We start from the raw sequence: 20,523 nt of genomic DNA, 5'->3' as shown, positions 1-20,523 counted from the left end.
GTCCACTACTTCAAATCTGGATAGCTTGCTGGATGAGGTTGGCGAGTTGCTGCGGTTCGGAGAAAAACGAAGAGTGACTCGAGGCCAACGTAAGCACGGACGCACCCGCGACATCTGCCTGCATTCTGCGTTGCTGTCCAATAGGGATAGCATGATCATTCAGACATTCGATAAAGACGCGTGGGATCGAGCCAAAGTTTTTAGCAGTCGTCGCTGAAATCTGAGCTCCTGGCACCGATGAATTTATCGGAATGATATTCGCGGCCGCGATCGCAATGTCATGAGCGGAGCAATCCGCGTAAAACGCGTCCTTTATTAAGTCGGGCCGGGCAACATTCAAAGCGACTCCCTTCCCATCGGGGGTGCCAGAAAGGAGTTGACGGAGCGATGCTGCCGCAGGATCCGAGTTGTAAGAAGCAGAATCGATGTAATCATTGGCCGACTTACCGCTCGGCGTCATGAAGGCAGTTAGATAAATTAACTTTTTAATCTTGGTTGGATATAGCTCGCCTAGATACGTTAGGGCTGCGCCTCCCAGACTGTGGCCAAGCAGAATGACAGGGGACGTTGCTGCTTGAAGGATGGCACTCACCGACGAGGTGTAGTCCGCCATGTCGGTGACCTGATCATATGTAGCATCGCTATAACCATGGGATTTAAGATCAGGCAGAAGGACAGGATAGCCCTGAGATACGAGCAAATTAGATGCTTTAAGGAAGCAGCCGCCCCAATGCCAAGCGCCGTGAACCATGACTATGGTTGGCTTTCCAGTGACGCTGTTATCAGCGTCAGCGCTCCCACCACATGCAGCGAGAACGCCCGCTGCGAAGCCAGCTGCAGACAAGCCCAAAGCTTTACGTCGATCCATATTCTTCTCCGCGCACACTAGGCCCGATCTACATTGGGAGCGTCGTAGAAAGAGCTGATTATAATGAGAAAAACTTTTCCAGAAATACCGCGGAAACGATTGTTCCGCGTCCGAATCTTCTACTTCGTGGCAGTCCGGATCGGTGGAAGTTAGAACGGGATTTTCGCCTTCTTACTCCCTACTCGATCCGTGTCACTAGAAGCGCGAGATCATACCGAGTACAAACGAGGTCACGCTTCCGCCAGGTTTATTGGGCAAACCAGCTCCTTGTGCACCGGCCATTGAGAACGAGGCCGTGCTGCCATTGCGCACGTGGCCAACGCCTGCATAGACGCCAGTCCGTTTTGACAGGGAGTAGTCGTAGCGCATCGCGTAGGTGGTTGAATCGCCAGAGCTCATGCCAAGGCGCTTGTATTGTCCAAAATCCAGCAGAATGATTCCGGGCCCGATATGGCGAATGAGCACCGATAGATCGTAATAGTTGTTGTCGGGGTTCTGGAACGTTGTCGTGCTTGCGCTTGCGACGTTCTGCCCATTGCGATGCGTTTGAAAGATGATTGATGGCTGAATCCAGCCAAAGTCGTACATCATCGCTGCCATCACATAATTACCTTGGACGGTAGTCGATCCTGCGGTGAGAGGTGTCGCTGTTGCAGCGCTTTGTTGCAGATAGTCGACATCAGCGGAAAATTGGCCGAGCCGATATGCCAGTCCCACGGAAACCGTTCGGCCAAGATCTGCTGGCAGCGTCTGATCTCCATTGGCGCCATTCGAGTAACTTGCGCGGAGCGTCAAGCCGGCGAAGGTCGGAGAGTTATATCGGACCGAATTGCTGTTGCGAGTCGTTCCCAGGAAAAAATAGTTGTTTGATGCGTTGCCCCAGCCCCACGTTGAAAGCGGACCTTGAGCAAACGTAACTAACGTAGTGAAGAACGGAGTGTAATTGACGCCGAACTGGACCTGACCAAAAGGGCCCCCTAGGCCAACCCACGCCTCGCGTCCGAAGAGCGCACCCGATCCAGCTATTGTGCCTGTGGTGGGATTGAAACCATCTTCCAATTTAAACACCGCTTTGTATCCTCCCCCGAGGTCCTCGACACCCAGCAATCCCCAGACTGAAGGCGCGACGTTGCTGCTGTCGAGTCGAGTAACTCGCGTGCCTGCGGCATTCCCTGTTTGAACTGACACATCCATGCGGCCAAAGAGAGTGACCGAGCTTTGAGACCATGCCGGGATGCTAGTAAGGCATGGAATCAAACCACAGGCGAGGATCCAGCGCTTCATCGTGAATTTCCTTATTTAGGTAGTTGTACTTAGTTGACGGAAGACGTTTTTGATTCTTTACGGGCTATGTATGGCACAAGCTTGTTGCAGCGACGATACGGAGAGGCTCGCAGTTAACAATTACGCTTTTGCTGGTTTCTTGCTCAAAAAACAAAGGATCACTGCGCCAAGAAGCGGACCCGCGGCAAGGGTATAGATGGCAAGCGAAAAGGAGTGCGTATCACCATAGACAACACCTACAGCCACCGGCGCGATCACGCTTCCCAATTGCCACACGGCATTGGTAAAGCCAGACGCGGCTCCGGCGGCCTTGGTGCCAGACGCTTCTGTCAACAAAACGTAGAGCAAAGGGGTGTATCCGAAAGCGGCTGCGCCAAGGATCGGAGCGACGATGTAAAAAGCGGTTTCGGTCGTGCAATGGGCGAAGACAATCAAAAGTCCGGAGAAGCAAAGCAAGCAGATGATTGGAAGGTATTTTCCGGAACCATGTCCCAAGAGATCCCTCATCCAGCCAAGCAGAGGCTTGGAAATCATCGCGCCAATTCCAAAGGTCGCCAAGATCGCACCTGCTGTAACGGGTGAAAGGCCGTATTGCTTAGTCATCAAAGCATTACCCCATGCACCAAACCCTACTGTTGCCCAGAAACCTGCGAAGCCGGCGAGCGACACTAAAATTAGGTTTCGATTCGCAAGAAGTTGTCTAATCTCAGCACGGTTGATAGCAGGCGCCTTCACGGTCGTCGGGCTGTCGCGGAGCAACTTAAAGCAGATGATGCCCCAGACGAAAGTTACGATTCCAAGCAGATGAAACGCCTGCGACCATCCGTAGTTCTTAGAGATGGTTGGGACAATTGCATTGCTGACGACAACCGCAAGCGAAGTTGCCGTACCATAAATTCCCATTGCCAATCCGCGCTCGCGGTCGAACCAAGATGCGATAATCTTCATTCCAGCTGCGTAATCGGCACCTGCAGTAAGTCCCATGATGACTTGCAGTGCTATACCTGAAGATAACGAGTTGGTGTAGCCAAAAGCGAAAGTTGATGCGCCAAGCGGCAACAACGCGAAGGTGAGCGTGCGACGAGCGCCTATGGTGTCGGTAAGCAATCCGCCAGCTACGTTTGCGACGACGTAGCCGACGTAGAAGGCGGTAACGAAAGCTCCCAGCATGCTCACTGAGAGTCCTAGGCTTTGCCCTACGGGTGCCGCCACGCTGCTCCATGCGACGCGGTCGACGTAGCTGAGCATAAATGCCATCCAAGCGGCAAATAGAATCGCCCATCGATACCTTGGTGGCGCCGCAGCATCGGACCCATTCGACTTGTTTAGGTTATCCGCTTTGAAAGGCGTCGCTTGGTTACTTGTTTCCATATCTGTTCCTGGACAATTATCTGATCAAGCGTTACTAGGGTCTCCCAGGCACAGGCGGGTCATACATGACATCCTTGTCGCCACCTGCGGGAACCAAAAGTGGATGCATTTCGGTCCTTGCAAGTACACGACTTCAAAAAAGGTGTGTCAACCGTAAACTATGGAAATGGATACACATTTCAACAAGGCTTCGCCTCTAACCGCCTGCGCTTGCCAGCGGTGAAGCGATCGGCGGTTCCGTTAAGTTGCTGATATAGAAGCATAAATTTCGTATTTTGGTCATACTTCGGCCGAGCAAGCGGTGCATCATGTGTGCCTTAAGTGTTTTCCCGAGGTGCGGTTTAAAAGCTCCATGGAACGGCCGTGGAACCGGTTCATAGTGGAATAAATGTATGCATAATGTTCGTTGGATCTATGCGGGCGCGAGTCGGCATCGCATCTAAGTATGAAGATGTAGCCTGCTCGGGGCCGTCGAACTAGCCGATGCCGGACCGCAGACGCGTAGTAAGCATTACCCAAGGCGATGTCATCTCGAATTAGTTCGGGCGGGGAATTTCGAGCTTCAACAAATGACTGATTCAGAGGTTGCTCGTCGTGCAGCGAGTCTGTGCTAACCCACACTGTTTTAACGTCGAATGCGATCTTCACATGCGCCCAAAGAATTGGTGTCAATGCTGGGTGCTCGTGCCAAGGCCACGCCGGATTTGGCAAGCGCTGGATCTTAGTTGTGCCCGTGTGGGCGAAAGACCAGCTAGCAGATCGCCGTGCTCGCATGGACAAACGACAGGTCGGCGTGATGGGAGCTCGGCGGGCAATAGTCCTGAGCGCCCACGAAAATATCCAGCATCGAAGCGGGCATGGTCAGTGGCACAGACAGTATCTGCCGAGCGCGCCTCTGCGATTGATGAAGTGTTACTGCTGTTTGACCGACGACTCAGGGACGAACGATTGACGAACTGACCACGTTCGTCCTTTCGATTGCGCCACAACGAATCAAAAACTCGCACCACCCGTTGCAGACCGTTAGGCTGAAAGCGTTTCCAACCTCGTCGTAGCCGTGCAACCCTTAGTCGGACACAGGTTGGTGCCTCCTGACAGACGACGCGTCACTGCACCTAAAGCGCAGGCGCGCGCGTGCTTGCCGTTTTCTTCGGCAAGGATCTTATAGCTCCACAGATCGATAGTGGCTGATATGCCTCACGTTCAATAGGGGCCTGAGCCGGATATGTTGCCGGTGGTACTCTTCGTCGATTCTAGATATGGGATTTTATTGTTTCGAGCGACAGACCAACTGCTGTCAGCTACATACGACGGTGAGCGGTTCGACGCTTCGCTCCTCGTCGTCCGGAAGCGACCTCCGACCTCTCGAAGAGGCAGCTGGGTCAACCTTTTTTATAATAAAGGTTTCGGCCAAAACCGAATAATGCGTGGGGTACCTGTTATGCCCTTGCCGGTGTTTTGCGCAGGAAGCAGAGAATGATCGCTCCAAGGAGCGGCCCCGCAGCGAGGGTATCGATTGCAAGGGAGAACGAGTGCGTGCCGCTGTAGACCGCACCCACCGTAACCGGGGCGATTACGCTTCCCAACTGCCACACTGCGTTCGTAAAGCCGGATGCTGCACCCGCTGCTTTGGTGCCAGACGCTTCAGTCAAGAGGACATAGAGCAAGGGGGTATAACCAAAGGCCGCTGCGCCAAGGACGGGTGCAATGAGATAAAACGCTATTGCGGTCGTGCAACGACCAAACGCAACTAGCAGCCCAGAGAAGCAGAGAAGGCAGACGATGGGTAGATATTTGCCGGCACTGTGTCCCAGAAAATCGCGGAACCATCCCAGCAGGGGCTTTGACACTACAGCGCCGATTCCAAACGCCGCCAGAATGGCGCCTGCAGTTACCGGCGAAAGCCCGTATTGCTTGGTCATTAGCGCATTTCCCCATGCTCCAAAGCCGACGGTTGCCCAGAAACCAGCAAAGCCCGCGAAAGCGACCAGCACTAGATTTCGATTCGTCAACAGTTCGCGAACTTCCGAGCCAGTGATTGCGCGGTAATTGATTTTGGTTGGGCTATCTCGAAGAATTTTGTAGCAGACAATACCCCACACGAACGTGATAATTCCTAGAAGGTGAAATGCATGTGACCAACCATAGTCCTTCGCAATTGTAGGAACGACGGCGTTGCTTACAACAACTGCCAGAGACGTTGCTGTGCCAAAGATGCCCATCGCGAAACCACGCTCGCGATCGAACCACGATGCGATGATCTTCATTCCAGCGGCGTAATCGGCACCGGCCGATAACCCCATGACGATTTGAAGCGCGATGCCCGTAGTGAGCGAACTTGCGTATCCGAATGCGAACGTTGAAATGCCCAGCGGGATAAGTGCGAAAGTGAGAGTACGACGCGCGCCGATAGTGTCAGTGAGGAGCCCGCCACCAACATTAGCTACCACATAGCCCACATAAAACGCCGTAATAAATGCGCCTAGCATTCCCACTGATAGCCCAAGACTTTCACCAACAGGTGCCGCAACAGTGCTCCAGGCTACGCGGTCTATATAACTGAGCATGAATGCCATCCAGGCGGCAAGCAGGATGATCCAACGATATCTCGGCGGGGCATCGGCTCGAGCATGGGTCGACGCATTTCGATCTTCTCGAACGAAACGCGCTGCGTGGTTACCTGTTTCCATCTGTGCTCCAGGACTATCGGTGATCATATTTCAAAAATATTTCTCATTTCTTTCAAGTCGCCGGTTACTCCATGACTGTAAGAGCGACGGCGAACCTCAGAAAGTGGATGCATTTTCTATGCTGTCAGTACACGTTCTGAGAGAGATATTGTCAATGAGAACTTCAATTGACTGGTTATGCAGCGTGTGGGTTCGGCCGTTTGCTCATTCGCACCACTCCGCGGAACCCCCTGTAAAATGTCCTAAGCTGTTGATCTATAGGATAGAATGGCTCGTCCCCACCCACGGTTGCACGTCGCTTGGATGGCGGATCTAGCGAAGTAGGTAGTTTCCCGAGGTTTGGCGGCACCGCCTCATCGCCGTCGAAAAAACTGAAAGTCTTTGCAAAAGTGTATGCAGTGTTCTGTCAGATTCTCTCGCCGGGCCATGCCAGTTGCGTTAACCGCCTACGGTTTGCCACGGCAGCATCGGTCTGCGTGGGCCAACCTGGCTTAGCGGGAGATGAGCAATGACGGGACGCGTCGCCGTGCGGCCAGGACTCAGTACTGGCGCAGCCAAACGCACATGTTCCTAGTTATTGCACCGTCGGCTTGAAAAGGCTGTGAGTAACCGTCCGACCACGACCGTTCTGGACAGCGTGTTGATAGCGAATTGTTGAACGGCAGCGCGTTGAGTTCAGACGACGTCGTGGGGAAGCTGATTGGCAACGACCCATGGCAACAGCTCGTGTACGCGATTGACGGGGTGCTCGGCGATGCGAGCGATGACGTGGCGCAGGTATGCCTCGGGATCAAGGCCATTCAGTTTGGCGGTACCGACCAAGGTGTAGATTGCGGCCCCGCGTTCGCCGCCGCTGTCCGAACCGAAGTGCAGGAAGTTTTTCCTGCCGAGAGCGACAGCACGTAAAGCGCGTTCGGCTGCGTTGTTGTCGATTTCTACGGCACCGTCATCGACGTACAGCGTGAGCGCAGCCCATTGATTGAGCGCGTAGTTGATGGCTTTGGCGGTATCGCTTTTCTGCGAAACCGAACCCAATGTCGAGCGCAGCCAGATCTCGAACGCATCGAGTAGCGGACGCGCCTGCTCCTGCCTGACACGTCTTCGTTCGTCTGGTGGCTTGCCGCGAATTGCGGCTTCGATTGCGTACAGTTCGCCGATCCGGCGCAACGCTTCAGTGTTGACCTCGTTCCTGCGTGCGACGAACAGATCGTGGAATTTACGGCGCGCGTGAGCCATGCATGCAGCCTCGCGCACATCACCACCTTCATAGACCGCGTTGTACCCCGCGAACGCGTCGGCCTGCAACGTTCCCCTGAAGTCCTTCAGATGGCCCTGTGGATATTCACCAGCCCTTGTGGGACTGTATGCGAACCAGACCGCCGGCGCCTCTTTCGAGCCGGCTGGCCGGTCATCCCGAACGTATGTCCAGAGACGTGCGGTACGGGTCTTGCCGTTCCCGGGCTCAAGCACAGGTACGGGCGTGTCATCCGCGTGAATCTTCGAGGCGGCCATCACGTACCGACGAACGACCTCTACCAGTGGCCGGAGCAACGCACTGCACTGGCCGACCCAGTCCGCGAGTGTCGAACGGCTGAGCTGCACGCCGTCGCGCGCGTAAATCACTGACTGTCGATACAGGGGGAGATGGTCACAGAATTTGGCGACCAGGACATGCGCGAGCAACCCCGGACCCGGCATGCCGCGATCGATTGGCCGGCTGGGTGCAGCCGCCTGCACGATGCAGTCGCAACAAGTACAGGCCTTCTTGAGTCGGCGGTAACGCATCACTCGCCAATGCCCCGGCACATAGTCGAGTTGCTCGGAGACGTCCTCGCCGAGGTCGCCAAGCGCACCGCCGCATTGCGGACAGCACGCGTCGTCGGGCTGATGAACAACGTCTTCGCGCGGCAGATGTTCCGGAAGTGGTTTGCGTCCCGTCGGCATGCCGGTTTCTGAGCGGGGCCTTATCGGTGCCTCGACCGTCGCCGCGCCATCGTCGGCCTGCAAATCTTCGAGACGCAATTCGAGTTGCTCGATCTGGCGATCAATCTTCTCCGACTTGCGCCCAAACTGCATGCGCTGGAGTTTCGCGATCCACAGCTTTAGGTGCTCGATCTCGAGCGCCCGATCGGAGAGTGTCTTTCGGAGCGTCGTTACAGTGTCGCGCAGATCCGTGAGCTCACCTTCGTGCTCACGCAACGCTGCCTCACGCGCGATCAAGAGCGCCTTCAAGGCCTCGATGTCGTCCGGGAGGGAAGCATTGCTGGATGCCATGCAGGCAGTTTACGCGCGTGCATTGCGCTACGCGCGCGTTGTCACATCCGTTTACAAAGCGCTGCACGGGCGGGCTGCATCGACGGGCTGTCGCCAGTCAAACCCTTCGAGCAGAAGGCCGAGTTGCGCGCTGGTCAGCGAAACAATTCCGCCGTCAGCACGAGGCCAGGCAAAGCGGCCACGCTCCAGGCGTTTGGCGAACAGACATAGGCCGCCTTCACGCCAGTACAGGCAATTGATGAGATCGCCACGTTTGCCTCTGAACACGAAGATGTGTCCGCAGAACGGATCCTTCGCCAGCACGGTCTGCACCTTCGCGGCCAAGCCATCGAAGCCGCAGCGCATATCCGTAAATCCGGCGGCAACCCAGATGCGGGTGTTTGCATGCGGACCAATCATCGGCTCAGGCACTGTATCACCACGCGCAGCGTGTCGGGATCGACACTGCCTTCAACGTGTACGTCGCCTCGTGGCAACTGAATTCGGATCGTGCCGAGCGCCGGTGCCGAAGACTTAGATGCTGCCGGTTCCACCACGCCGCTGTCGCTGGGCTCATTCACGGTGACCGGCAGTAAGGCACATCCGCGCTCGTCGGCGCCGAGCCGTCCTTCGAGATACTGCTTACGCCAGTCGAACACCTGATTCGCGTTTACTTCGTGACTGCGCGCAATCTGCGCCACCGAACGTCCACTAGATAGCGTCTCCTCGACAATCTGGCGCTTCTCGTCCGCTGTACGCCGCCGATACTTGCGGGCGCCTTTGACTTCGGTGAATTCGGTCACTGTGTCCATGATTTCCTTTATGGGCACAGTGACATATGTGCCCCTAGAAATCATGGCGACGCCTTCATCATGCGTCTATACGGTCGCGGTCGGACGGTTACGGCTGTGAGGCATCTCAGGACCGCCGGAGTGGCGGTTGAGAAGTGAAGGTTTGAGACAATAATGTGTCAGCAGTAGGCTGAAAAAGTCTCAATCTGGGGATCCGATCACGCCCGGGCGATCAAATTCCCGCACGGCGGTCACCTGTGCGCGTAGGCGAGCCGTGCGATAGGGGACTTAAAGAACTTCAAGGTTGTTCAATTTATGCCCGAATCGCACGTTTTCGGGCGATGGGACGGGCAGGCAGGCCCGCTCCAGCGACGAAAGACGCACTTGTTGAGTCCGCAGCAGGGGAGCCTGCTTGAAGCGTTAACTTCAGTGCCTGCCTTATTGCGCGGGGCTCATAGCTCGGATCGATGCTCGCGATTACGCCGAGCGCGTTACGTGCCAGTTGGCGACTAGCAGCATGCACCGCCTGCTCCACGGACGCATCCGCGAAGGCGAGAACAACGTCTCGGTGCTCTTCTTCAGAAGCGAGCCAAGCACCGGGAGCTGAGCGCATGTGCAGTCTGCGTGCACGCTCCGAGCGGGACCAACAGTTCTCGATTGAATCGCGAATAATCGGGCCGGCGTGCATCACTAACATGCGGTGAAAATCGATGTGCATGTGTTCCCAATCGTCCTGCGTGCCATCATGCAAGGGCGAATGGTCATTCATTTGCTCTAATGTTTCTTGCAACCTTGAAAGCTCCGCCTTCGTCATAAGTGGCACGGTAAGCGCAATGCCTAACGACTGCATTAGTATCCAGGTTGCGTACACCGAGTCGACCTCCTGAGAAGTAACCTTGGTGACCCTGGTACGATGCTGAAACTGCGCGTCCACCAAGTTCTCCGCCTGGAGCATCCGTAAGGCTTCGCGTACCGGAGTTCGGCTCACACCGTACCGCTTCGCGATATGAACTTGATTTAGAACCTCCCCGGGGGCGAGCTCGCCGCTCAGGATGTCGCTTCTGACACGCCGGTACACATCGTGAAGGTCCCCTCCCGCCGGAAGCTTTCGCTTGTCGCCTTCTTCCTCGTGTGATTCCTTCTCCAACAAAAGAGTGTTTGCTCTCTCGGCTTGGCTAGCTGCAGTTGCGCGCGCTTTGCTCACGTGTACAAAGTCCCATTGTTCTGGCATGTTTTATTGGTACCCCATATGCGACCGTCGCCCGGCAGCCCGGGGGACCATATCACGAACTGGTCGGCCGAATTCGAGGCCGGCGGAGCATGGGGCTTTCTGATTATAACGCCCGCCGATGCCCCCAAACGGGGCATCGGACTAAGACGATGTGACCCGACGGATACGGCATTCGTCAAAGCGAACGTTGAAGCAGCTTACCTTTTTTAAGAACCCCGTGATCCGGCCGACGGACAGGCTGATTACACGCGAAAACGGTAGCTTGTGCCGGGCTGCCGCTCGATGTCTGGAGGGAAACTCGCACGTTTTGCGGCGAAGTAGGCTTCACGCCAGTCACCATCGGACGCCAAGTTGTACGTTAGATACATCAAGCGCCGTCGCCTCGGCGATAGGTTCGGCGCCGATTGATGCGGTGCGAAACTATCGAAAAACATGACATCGCCAGGCTCAGTTGGGATGGGCCTAAACTTGAGGGCAGCAATTGCTGGTTGTGAGAGTGGCGTCCACTCGCTCCCAATGAGGTCTGTGTAGCGGACTCCGGTTGAAAACTCGAGACATCCGTTCTCAATAGTAGCGGCGTCGATGCAAACCAACGCGGTCACGAAAACGGGGGCGTATTTACCCCATCCTGCTTGCTGGTCCTGATGAGCTTCGAATCCCGCACCGCCAGGCATCTTGAGATTCATCTTATCTTTGAACAGAACGGCTCTGTCTCCCATCAGCTGTTCAACGGCTGCGATCAGACGTCCCCCTCGAGCAAACGAATCGAACTCAGGGTGGTGGGGGCATATATGTTCAACTCTTTGGATAAGGCGGGTATCCGGCGATACCAAGCTCTGCTCGCCGTAAACCATCTGCGCGCCTATCTGTTCAGGCATCGAGGTGACTTCTTCTGTCAAGCGTTGAAGCCAAACCGTTTCTTGCGGTGAGAAGAAGCCCTTGGCTAGCGCCCAGCCGTTCGCTGAAAATTCGCTAACAATCGAGTCGTCCAGCTTACTTGCCGCTTGTACTTCGAAATCAGACATCCAGACCTCCGAGGACAAAGTAAAAATGTATCCATTTTAGACTGACCTCGTTGGAGAAAGAATAGGGGTTTAGGCTGGCTTGTCGCCGAGCCGGGTCTGCTCATATGTTGCAATCCCAATATCTGGATGCGCGCTGGGCACCCTTGCGATGGGTCTTTGGTCAATTTGCGTGCGGTTTCGGCTTGATTCATTGCCATCAGGCTACGCCCGCTTCAGGCCTGTGATAGCGACCGCGTTCGGGACTTCGGTGATCCCGCGAGGTGAGGATTCGAACAAGCGTTTTGTCTTGCGGCACGGTCGCGTGCTCGCTGTTTTTACCGTCGAGAGGCAGAAGAGGAAGAGACCGACGAAGGCCGACCTCCACGACCGTGATCGAACGCCCTGTGTACGATCCAGGCGCAAAAAGGATACAGCTCAAATGAGTGGGCCCCATATTGTGAAGTGCCGGTCGGTCGAAGAAGTAGGCATCTCACAGCAGTGAAATTTTTCGAACCGAACACTTCTGTCAATGTTGGCGAGGGGCTGGCGTCGTTCAGGTTCTCCTTGTGCGACACCGTATGAATTCGCGTCGCTGGCGGATAAAACTTCTTTGAATTTGAAGAAAGTCCGCTCGAAGATCTCCTGAGCGGTATGGTCGCTAACTGCTTGCGCGCGACAGGCAAGGAAAAGACGCAATCGTTAAGTCAGGCAAGATGGCTAGCGCAACCGGTTATGCCAGCTTTCTGCCGATGATGCGCTCAAGCACGCGAATGGGCGCTCGTGTCGGGTCCATCATAGCGTTAGGCGGCAGGTGAAAAGTCTGCTCCAGAAGAAATTGTCCTGATATCGCTGCATGCGACGTCTGATCGGAAAAACAGATCCACGACGAACCTGCTCCGAACGAATACATCGATTGAGGACATTCGCGCTGGTAATAATCGTCAGCTTTCATTGCGTCATGCAATTTAAGCATCAAGTGGTCGTATTCGGACCGGCGCGATTTCGTAATGCCGAGTTTGTGTAACACCCAGGCGCTTCCTGGCGTTTGCGTTGTCAATGTAGGCAGGAACGTGCGAGCAACCTGTTCGAAGGGCTCACCTACGCGCCACACGCGAGGCCGACTTGTTCGGTTGATATTGGTGAAGACCCGAATCACTCGCTCGCCGTGCGTGGGACGCGAAGGGAATGCGTCCACGTGCAGCCGGCTGTCATCAGACCGTAACGTTTGCCGGCGCGACTTCAGATCTTGAACACGCAGGCTGGTCGAGCCATTTCGAAGATTTCCGCCATACGCAGGGACCAAACCCACAACAAGTCTCCGTGAGAACAACTGATAGCGCAGAAGGAGCGATTCGATGATGTCTTTGGTTGCTTGATCACCGGCAACACCTTTGAGTCGTAGATCATTCGCTGATAGGCTGATATTGCGATAGCGTGGGTCAGCCAAAGCCGGATCAAGCAGCTCACTTTCTGGAAGTTTCAGGTCAAAAGATAGATGGGTAAAGTGGAGGACTGTGCCGGACTCCAGCGCTTCTATAAGTCTTTCTCGACTGGTCGACCGAGGCTCGCCGCTCCAATCGGCATCCGTTTTCAGAATACAAGACGGCAGACCCATATTTATTCAATTCGCAAAGTGAACTCGTGGAGCAGGTTCTAAAAACCGGGCAAGCACGACGGCGCGGAGTGAATCCGACTGCCGCGGGAGAAGCAATATCAAACCGTGCAGAGCGCAAACGTGAGCTTCTCAAACTTCTGCCCATTCGCGCATCAAATTGTGATAGTGCGCAACGAGCAATAAGGTGTCTCGGGTTTCGCCAAGGTTGGTTCGCAGGGACTGAATTGCTTGATCAAGATCGAACAGCATCGTCCGTTGGTGCGCGCTGCGGATCATGCTCTGAACCCAAAAAAACGAACAGACTCGCTTTCCGCGAGCTACCTCAGGCACGCCGTGTAGTTGAGTGGAGGGATACAGAATCATGTCGCCTGCAGGCAGACGAACTTCGTGAGCACCTGTGCTATCAATGATCGTGAGTGCACCGTCGTACTCCTCCGGCGAAGAGAGGAATAAAGTACCTGACAGGTCTGTCCGCATCCATCCAGGAGGTGCCGGGAAGTTTCGTATTGCACCATCAATATGAAAGCCATACCGTTCACCACGGGCCGCCTCATAGCGATTGAACAGGGGGGGCGAGATTCGAAGGGGAAGCGCAGCAGAGACAAACAGCGGGTTGTTAGCTAGGGCAGCCAGAATGACATCACCTAGCTCTCTCGTGAGTGCCGAGTGCTCGCTTAGTTGCCTGTTGTTCTTGAACGCTGCACCCTGTGACCCTACGGACTCGCGACCATCAACCCAATTAGCCTCGTCGAGTTGTTGGCGGATTCCTCTAACCTGGTCTGCGCTCAAAACGCCGGGAACGTGCAACATCACTTCGCGCCTTTCAATAGTGTTGTGAACGAGTCTGACGCCCGTGACCAGCACGCCCGCTGCGTGAAATGCAGTAGTTCCTTGATCCGATGCTCTCAGGCTGGCTAGCTGAGCAAAGCGTTGCATGTTACGTATCGACGAGGAACAGTGTCCGAGTGCCATAGGCTTTCTCGTTCACGAACCGGTCTCTCACAACTTCAAACCGTACGAAGCCTCAGGCCACGGCGACGTCGAGACCAGGAGCCGTCATCTAAGTATGAAGCTTTTACAGGCGCGCGTTGCACAGCCGTCAAAAAGTGTATCCAGAAAAATCTAACGCGTCAAGAAAGACAGTCCATCGGCAAGTCGTTCGTGGCATGGGGCCGGACTTTGGGATACATTGTGGCCTGAATGAGGATGAGGCGCGTGGCCAATGGCGCATCGTTCAGACGGCTGAATTCGAGAAAATAGAGGCGCATCCGGCTTATAGCGATGGTCGCGCGTGATTATGGAGCTGCGTTGCTATGTTGTGATCCGTGAGGGTGGCGCAGCACTCGTGGACTTCCGGTCCGTCGGCTAAGCGGTCAGAGAAGGGATGGAAATCGTGAATGATCTGTGAAGGCTATACGACTCACATTCTGCCGCTTAGATAGTGCGATGCTGACGCTTAAACTTACGCTGGTCCCGCTTTTTCTTTTAATCGTGTCTTTATCGGGAGTGTGGTGGGGGCCGACCGTGGCTGGTTGGCTTGCGGGCTTGCCCGTCGTGGCTGGGCCAATCCTCTATCTCCTCGTCCTGTCCAACGGACCCGAGTTCGGCGCACATGCCGCAACGCTGTCTCTATCCGCAATTCTTGCGTCCGAAGCCTATAGCTTTGCCTACGCGTGGACGTGTCGCTCGCGTGGATGGGTAACCTCTCTCACGGTAGGACTTTTGACTTGGGCTGTCTCAGTGACCTTGCTCTCGTTTTTACCAGCTTCTCCGACATGGGCAATTGGGGTAGCACTAGTCGGAGTGGGGTTAGGTCAAAGCTTCTTGCCGCGTTCGTCAGAAATTCCGCGTGGGGCGCCAGCTACCAAAGGCGACCTCGCCGGTCGCATGAGTGCAGGGGCGCTGTTGACGGTCGTGGTCACATCATTGTCTTCTGAGATTGGAGCCGCCTGGAGTGGCCTCTTTGCGGTGTTCCCTCTGATGGGGATCGTACTGTCAGTGTCGTCGCATCGGGCGCACGGCGCAGAGTTCGTAGTCTCGCTCTTGAGAGGAATGGTGATAGGGCGCTTTTCATTTGCCGCATTTTTATTGGCGCTAATTTTCTTCTTGCAGCGCGAGCCCACTGGCGTGGTCTTCTTGGCGGCGGGGTCGCTCGCCATGATGGTTCAATGGCTGACCAAGACGGTCGTGCTGCATTCCAACAGAAGGACAATTAAGGTCCCCTCGAGCAGCTGAACCTGAGGGATCTTTACCCCTTTTGGAGAAGAAGTGCCGCTATCGAACTTGCGCTTAGCTTGAAGCGCCAACTCCGTGTGGGGCTTAAGCCGATGGTCCGCAGGTTCATGTTCGATACCATGTAAGAAGCACCCGCGGCCGCCAGATTTTGCGTCCCGTGAAGCGACGCAGTCTGTAAATCAAATTTATGAACGTTTTTCGCGATCAACTTTTACATGGAGGCGGGGTGGGACAACGCGCACTCCGCATAGCAGTAGTTACCTTGTTTCTATTTCGCGCCTTGCTGTCAGGCGCGGTGATGATTCCTCAGCACAACTTCGGTGACGACCCGCTCTTTGTGCTTTGCTCCGGTTCCGGTCCTTTAGTGGTAAATGGGGAACTGGCGCGGCCGCCCCGACTGACGTTCAGCGAGTCAAACAAGGTGCCGTTCACGCATCTAACCCTGCGCCTCAAGACCAGCGCTTCGACATCAGCGCACCACTCCGCAAATCACGACGAAGAGGGTGACAGTCGCGATGTATGCGCATTCAGCGCGACGTCGATGTTGGCTCTCGCTTGTGTGCTTCTGGTCTTCGTTCTTCTTATCGCCTTAGTTTGGCGGTCGATATGGCGCCCCGCGCGTTCGATAGGCCCCTTTCCTGTTCAATTTCGAACGCGTCCCCCGGCACGCGCGCCTCCGGTCTATTCTCGATAAACACTGCGAAGCTGGCGCCGAACGCACGTCGTTCTGTTCGTCCCCCGTCATTCGAGAGACTACAGGTATTCGTCCAGTATTCGCGCTGGTCCGAAGCTGGGAAGCCACTGAACGTCCAGCGGAGAAGACACGTCGTTCGCTTCAGACAGCCGAGTGCCAGAACTGCTTAGCCGCATTCGAAATTGGCATCGTCACGGCACAACAAGCTGTGCCCCGAGTCTCGCCGAACAAACCGCTTACAGCGGCAAACGACGATGACGGACGTTCAGACTACCCAGAAAGCACGCGGTATCACGTGAGCCCCCGGCTTTACAGGCGCGAATATATTTTGAGCCGTAGTGAATTGGTTGGTTGAAAGGAGTCGATATGTCTTCAACATGTCCGGAAACCTTCGTTGCTTCCAGCGAGAGGAGAAGCGGAAACTACCGCACGCTCTGGCGTTGGCACTTCTACGCGGGGCTTTTCGTGATGCCCTTCTTGGTGATCCTTGCCGTCACTGGGACCTTGTATTGCTTCCAACCGCAGATCGAACCGTTGCTCTACCCGCATCTCTTGCATGTCACTCCCGCTTCTTCGCCTTTGCTGAGCCAGGAGACGCTTCTCGGACGGGCTCGGGCGGCGGTTCCCGCAAGCGCGAAGGTGACGACCGTGCGAGTTTCGAATCAAGCCGACGGAAGCGCCGAGTTTGTATTTCGACTCAAAAGCGGAGAAAGCAGGAGCGCTTACGTCAATCCATATCTAGGAAATGTTCTTGGAACACTCAGCGTTGAGCATCGCTTTATGCAGGTGGATCGCATGATTCACCGGAGCCTTCTGCTCGGAAAATTCGGTGAACTGCTAATGGAACTTGTCGGCTGTTGGACACTCGTCATGATCGGAACCGGCATAGCGTTGTGGTGGCCACGGGGTAATACTCCGCTATGGCGCTCGCTGGTACCGCGCTTGACGTTGAAAGGGAGGCAAGCATGGAGAAGCTTACATACCGTCATCGGTGTCTGGATCGCGTGCGGGGCCGTTGCATTCGTGGCGACCGGACTTCCCTGGACGGGGTCGTGGGGTAAGCACTTCAAATCGCTTGCTACCAGCACCAACTTGGGGGCTCCATTTGGGGCTTGGGGCGAACTGCGCCTCGTGTCCGGCGGCACCCAATCCGGGGCTAAGAAAAGCAAGCAGGAAAGCAAGGTCTCTGAGCACGATATGCCGGGTATGCCGGGTATGCCAGGGCTGACGATGGATGACATGCCAGCTCCAACTAACGTTCCATGGGCCGTGGGTTCACTTGTGGTTCCACATACATCCGTCGGAAACCACGTGCCTCTTTCTATCGATCAAATAATGACGATCGTAAAAAATCAAGGCATTAATGGCGGGTATGACCTGTCTGTGCCGCGAACGGCAGACGGGGTTTTTACTGTCACGTACGTGCCGGCAGATCCGAGGAACGAAAGAACCTTGTATATTGACCAATACAACGGCGATGTAATCAAAGATTTTCGTTACGAAGACTACGGGGTACTTGCAAAGGGAGTGTCATTTGGAACTTCCCTGCATATGGGTCACTACTTCGGTTCACTGAATCAAATATTGTGCGGCGTAGTTTCGCTTGGCTTAGCGGGGCTGTCCATCACAGGCTGTGTCATGTGGTGGCGTCGACGGCCAAAGGGGCTTACGGTTGGTGCTCCGACTCGAGATCTACAGAGCCCCCAGATGCGAGGGTGGAAGGTTGGAATGCTACTGCTTGGAGCGTTTTTCCCGCTTATGGGTGCAACGATGCTTGCGGTCTGGTTGTTGGATCGCGTTTTGTTTCAACCGCATGCAGTGGCGCACCAGTGAACGTACGGACTTTCTATGTTCCGTGGCGTTTCAACCTCCTCACGACTTTGGGATCCGCTGACTTACGTGCGGCCAGCGTCAATCTGCTGGTAGGTCTTAGCACCCAAATGCTAAACGTTCGGCTCGATATCAACGATTGCTGAAATATGCTTCACTTCACAGGACCACTTCTTCATGAAAAACTTGTCGCTGAAATTCCCGCTCGCACTCTTGATTGCGGCTCTTTATTCGGGGTGCGCTGCGCAGGCGTCTCCCGATGGCGGGTCGCACTTAACCAAAGGGGAGTGCGAAGATATCACCGTCCTCCATACGACCGGTCCGACCTCCATAAGACAAAACCGCGGCGAGCTGGAAGCGCTTGAAGCGGCTGGCTACGATCCGGGTAGATTGAAGACCCTGAATATCCTCGCGACCTTCAGGCGGCCGAGCGGAAGGTTGATGATTGGTACAAGTCTGAATGCAGTCCAGCATCGACCAATTAACACGCTAAGATCGAGATCTGCGGGACCGGCGTGACGGTACCCGCAGGACCCGGCGCACGATCTGCAGCACCATGAAGGCACTTGCCATTGAAGTCGGCACCAACTACTAGACACGACTCCGATAAGCGCGAGGTCTTCGGACAGAACGGCTCTCTTGGTCGCAGCTGCACTCGACGGCGGGTCGCAGGCCACCACTGTTCATGGCGGCTCACGTCGCTTTGCTTCAAACATCCAATAGTCGCCGACACGAATGCGTTTCGTGGCATTCGTGTCGGCCGGTTCAGAGTTCAGTAATGGTGGTGTCGCTGCCTTAGGCGCAAGTCCTGTCTAAGAATGTTGCGAATCGTCCGCGATGCGCCGCCTCTCCAGTCAGAGACAGAATCCGGCCTTTCGAATCTGACGCGTTAGCACACATCAAGCTGTCGATATGCTGACGTCGCGCAATCCGCTACTCAGTACGTTCGGATTCTGGCAAGCCACTGACCAGGAGTGCCTTGCTCGAATCAGCAGCATAAGCCTGAGTACTACGGGTAATCCCCAGGCAACTCGATTTTAGAAATTATTGACTTCATTAAAGACATTGTTAGTATGCAACCACCAAGTTAGTGCACTACCACGAGAAGTGAAAACTGTTCTGTACATCTATGTTCGGCGTGGGTTGGACCTACGAATCGAAGGGGCTACGAATGAATCGACGTGAAGCTTTAGGTATGTCCGCAGCTGGATTTGCCGCAGGGGTGTTGGCAGCCTGCGGTGGAAGCGCGGGGGCGAGTGGGGGAGCCGTTGCGAGGCCGACCATAGTTATGGTCCATGGAGCATGGCACTGGGGCGGGTGTTTTCTGAAGGTCGCCAACTTGCTCGTCGCACAAGGTTATCCGGTCTTGCTTCCTGATCTCAAGTCACATGGTTACAGCGATGCGACATATGCTGAGGTCGTCGATATGGCGGACTACACGTCCTCGGTAAGCGGGATCCTCCAAAGTGCGGCGGCTCCCGTCATCCTGCTTGGGCACAGCCTTGGCGGGGCGGCTCTAACCTATCTGGCAGAGCTTTATCCGACTAAGATCCGGAAGTTGATTTACCTCACCGCCTTTATGACACCGAACGGGAAGTCGGCAAACGACTACATTAATTCACCGTCATACTCAACGGATCCTGCGGCGGCGTCGCTGCGTCAATTGCTGTCGGGAACCCCGGACGGAAAAGGTGTAGCGCTAGACGTTACTAAGCCGGCGCTAATCAAAGACGCATTCTACGGTGATTGCTCGGCCCACGATATCGCGATCGCGGCTGCGAATATCATCCCAGTAAACTCCGGGGTACCAGGGGCTCAAATCTCGGCGACGACGGCGAAAAACTTTGGTTCGATTCCCCGCGTTTTCGTTGAATGTCTCAACGATCATGCGATACCGATAGCGCAGCAACGTCAAATGCAGGCCGATGTACCTGGGGCGGCGATCTTCACGCTGTCGACAAGCCATTCCTCCTTCTTCTCTCAACCGCAGGCACTCGCAAACGTCATCGTTCAAGCGATCGGAAGTTAAGCGACGTCAGCCCGGGCAGGCCTTTTTAATCCGGTCTGTCAGGAGGCAAAAAGAAATGTCAGATTACCGACAACATTTAAATACATCACCTGACTCCAAAAGGCACCATGTCGATCGAAAAGGTCTTGTACCGCGCCCACGCTCATGCAACTGGTGGCCGCGACGGCCGCGCAACCGTTGCTGAAGGCAATCTTGATTTCAAGCTGATAACGCCGCGCGAGCTGGGTGGTGCGGGCGGAGAGGGCGCCAATCCGGAGCAGCTCTTTGCAGCAGGCTACAGCGCATGCTTTCTGGGGGCGATGAAGTTCGTCGCATCCCGCGATAAGGTGAAGTTACCTGCTGAGATTACCGTTGACGGTAGCGTGGGCATCGGCGCGATTCCGGAGGGCTTTGCAATCGAGGTTGAACTTAAGATCTCGCTACCGGGTATGGAGCGCGAGGCAGCACGGGCGCTGGTCGACAAGGCGCACGTCGTCTGCCCGTACTCCAACGCAACGCGCGGCAATATCGACGTCACGCTCACGCTCGTCTGAAATCTAGACACCGACCATATCAACATCACCTCACTGTCAATCACGCGCCAAGACCATGAACCGTTTTTCTAAAGTTGCTATTGCCCTTGCGGGAG

15 protein-coding genes are annotated in these 20,523 nt (G+C 55.3%); 4 read left to right on the top strand and 11 right to left on the bottom strand.

The annotated features are described in order from the left end of the window. Positions 1 to 10: 10 nt before the first annotated feature. The 11 genes from ACZCWR_RS24545 to ACZCWR_RS24495 form a co-directional block, all read right to left on the bottom strand. Complete coding sequence (locus ACZCWR_RS24545; RefSeq protein WP_487305643.1) at positions 11 to 868, bottom strand: alpha/beta fold hydrolase; 858 nt, start codon at positions 866 to 868, stop codon at positions 11 to 13. Between the two features lie 195 nt (positions 869 to 1,063). Further along, positions 1,064 to 2,152, bottom strand: a complete 1,089-nt coding sequence (locus ACZCWR_RS24540; RefSeq protein ID WP_487305642.1) for a porin — start codon at positions 2,150 to 2,152, stop codon at positions 1,064 to 1,066. A gap of 120 nt (positions 2,153 to 2,272) precedes the next feature. Next, on the bottom strand, positions 2,273 to 3,523 hold the full coding sequence (locus ACZCWR_RS24535; protein ID WP_487305641.1) for an MFS transporter: 1,251 nt from the start codon (positions 3,521 to 3,523) through the stop codon (positions 2,273 to 2,275). Between the two features lie 1,439 nt (positions 3,524 to 4,962). Then, positions 4,963 to 6,213 (bottom strand): MFS transporter, encoded by a 1,251-nt coding sequence (locus ACZCWR_RS24530; protein ID WP_487305640.1) that lies wholly within the window; start codon positions 6,211 to 6,213, stop codon positions 4,963 to 4,965. Positions 6,214 to 6,888: 675 nt separating this feature from the next. Beyond that, positions 6,889 to 8,487: an IS66 family transposase gene (gene tnpC / locus ACZCWR_RS24525; RefSeq protein WP_487305639.1), complete on the bottom strand. Its 1,599-nt coding sequence runs from the start codon at positions 8,485 to 8,487 to the stop codon at positions 6,889 to 6,891. Between the two features lie 51 nt (positions 8,488 to 8,538). Further along, complete coding sequence (tnpB, locus tag ACZCWR_RS24520; protein ID WP_488876514.1) at positions 8,539 to 8,898, bottom strand: IS66 family insertion sequence element accessory protein TnpB; 360 nt, start codon at positions 8,896 to 8,898, stop codon at positions 8,539 to 8,541. Beyond that, positions 8,883 to 9,278 carry an IS66-like element accessory protein TnpA gene (tnpA, locus tag ACZCWR_RS24515; protein WP_487305638.1) on the bottom strand — a complete coding sequence of 132 codons (396 nt, stop codon included), beginning with the start codon at positions 9,276 to 9,278 and terminating at the stop codon, positions 8,883 to 8,885. Before tnpA ends, tnpB begins: the two co-directional genes overlap by 16 nt. Positions 9,279 to 9,570: 292 nt before the next feature. Then, positions 9,571 to 10,461: a GntR family transcriptional regulator gene (locus ACZCWR_RS24510; RefSeq protein ID WP_487305637.1), complete on the bottom strand. Its 891-nt coding sequence runs from the start codon at positions 10,459 to 10,461 to the stop codon at positions 9,571 to 9,573. 269 nt (positions 10,462 to 10,730) lie between these two features. Beyond that, on the bottom strand, positions 10,731 to 11,513 hold the full coding sequence (locus tag ACZCWR_RS24505) for a phytanoyl-CoA dioxygenase family protein (RefSeq protein WP_487305636.1): 783 nt from the start codon (positions 11,511 to 11,513) through the stop codon (positions 10,731 to 10,733). Between the two features lie 709 nt (positions 11,514 to 12,222). Beyond that, on the bottom strand, positions 12,223 to 13,107 hold the full coding sequence (gene kdoO / locus ACZCWR_RS24500) for a Kdo hydroxylase KdoO (RefSeq protein WP_487305635.1): 885 nt from the start codon (positions 13,105 to 13,107) through the stop codon (positions 12,223 to 12,225). A gap of 129 nt (positions 13,108 to 13,236) precedes the next feature. After that, positions 13,237 to 13,920, bottom strand: coding sequence for a Fe2+-dependent dioxygenase (locus ACZCWR_RS24495; RefSeq protein WP_487306135.1), 684 nt, complete (start codon positions 13,918 to 13,920; stop codon positions 13,237 to 13,239). A gap of 633 nt (positions 13,921 to 14,553) precedes the next feature. On the opposite strand from ACZCWR_RS24495, the gene ACZCWR_RS24490 reads away from it, so the two are divergent. From ACZCWR_RS24490 to ACZCWR_RS24475, 4 genes are all read left to right on the top strand, one after another. Continuing rightward, on the top strand, positions 14,554 to 15,342 hold the full coding sequence (locus ACZCWR_RS24490; RefSeq protein WP_487305634.1) for a hypothetical protein: 789 nt from the start codon (positions 14,554 to 14,556) through the stop codon (positions 15,340 to 15,342). A 1,060-nt stretch (positions 15,343 to 16,402) separates the two neighbouring features. Continuing rightward, positions 16,403 to 17,869 carry a PepSY-associated TM helix domain-containing protein gene (locus ACZCWR_RS24485; protein ID WP_487305633.1) on the top strand — a complete coding sequence of 489 codons (1,467 nt, stop codon included), beginning with the start codon at positions 16,403 to 16,405 and terminating at the stop codon, positions 17,867 to 17,869. Between the two features lie 1,168 nt (positions 17,870 to 19,037). After that, a complete protein-coding gene (locus ACZCWR_RS24480) occupies positions 19,038 to 19,895 on the top strand; it encodes an alpha/beta fold hydrolase (protein ID WP_487305632.1) in 858 nt (285 codons plus the stop codon). Positions 19,896 to 20,002: 107 nt separating this feature from the next. Further along, positions 20,003 to 20,428, top strand: coding sequence for an organic hydroperoxide resistance protein (locus ACZCWR_RS24475; protein WP_487305631.1), 426 nt, complete (start codon positions 20,003 to 20,005; stop codon positions 20,426 to 20,428). Positions 20,429 to 20,523 lie beyond the last annotated feature (95 nt).

The sequence above is a fragment of the Caballeronia sp. A2-2 genome (genome assembly GCF_057612605.2).
Note: the sequence above shows the minus strand (reverse complement) of the source record. Positions and strands in the feature narration are given on the sequence as shown.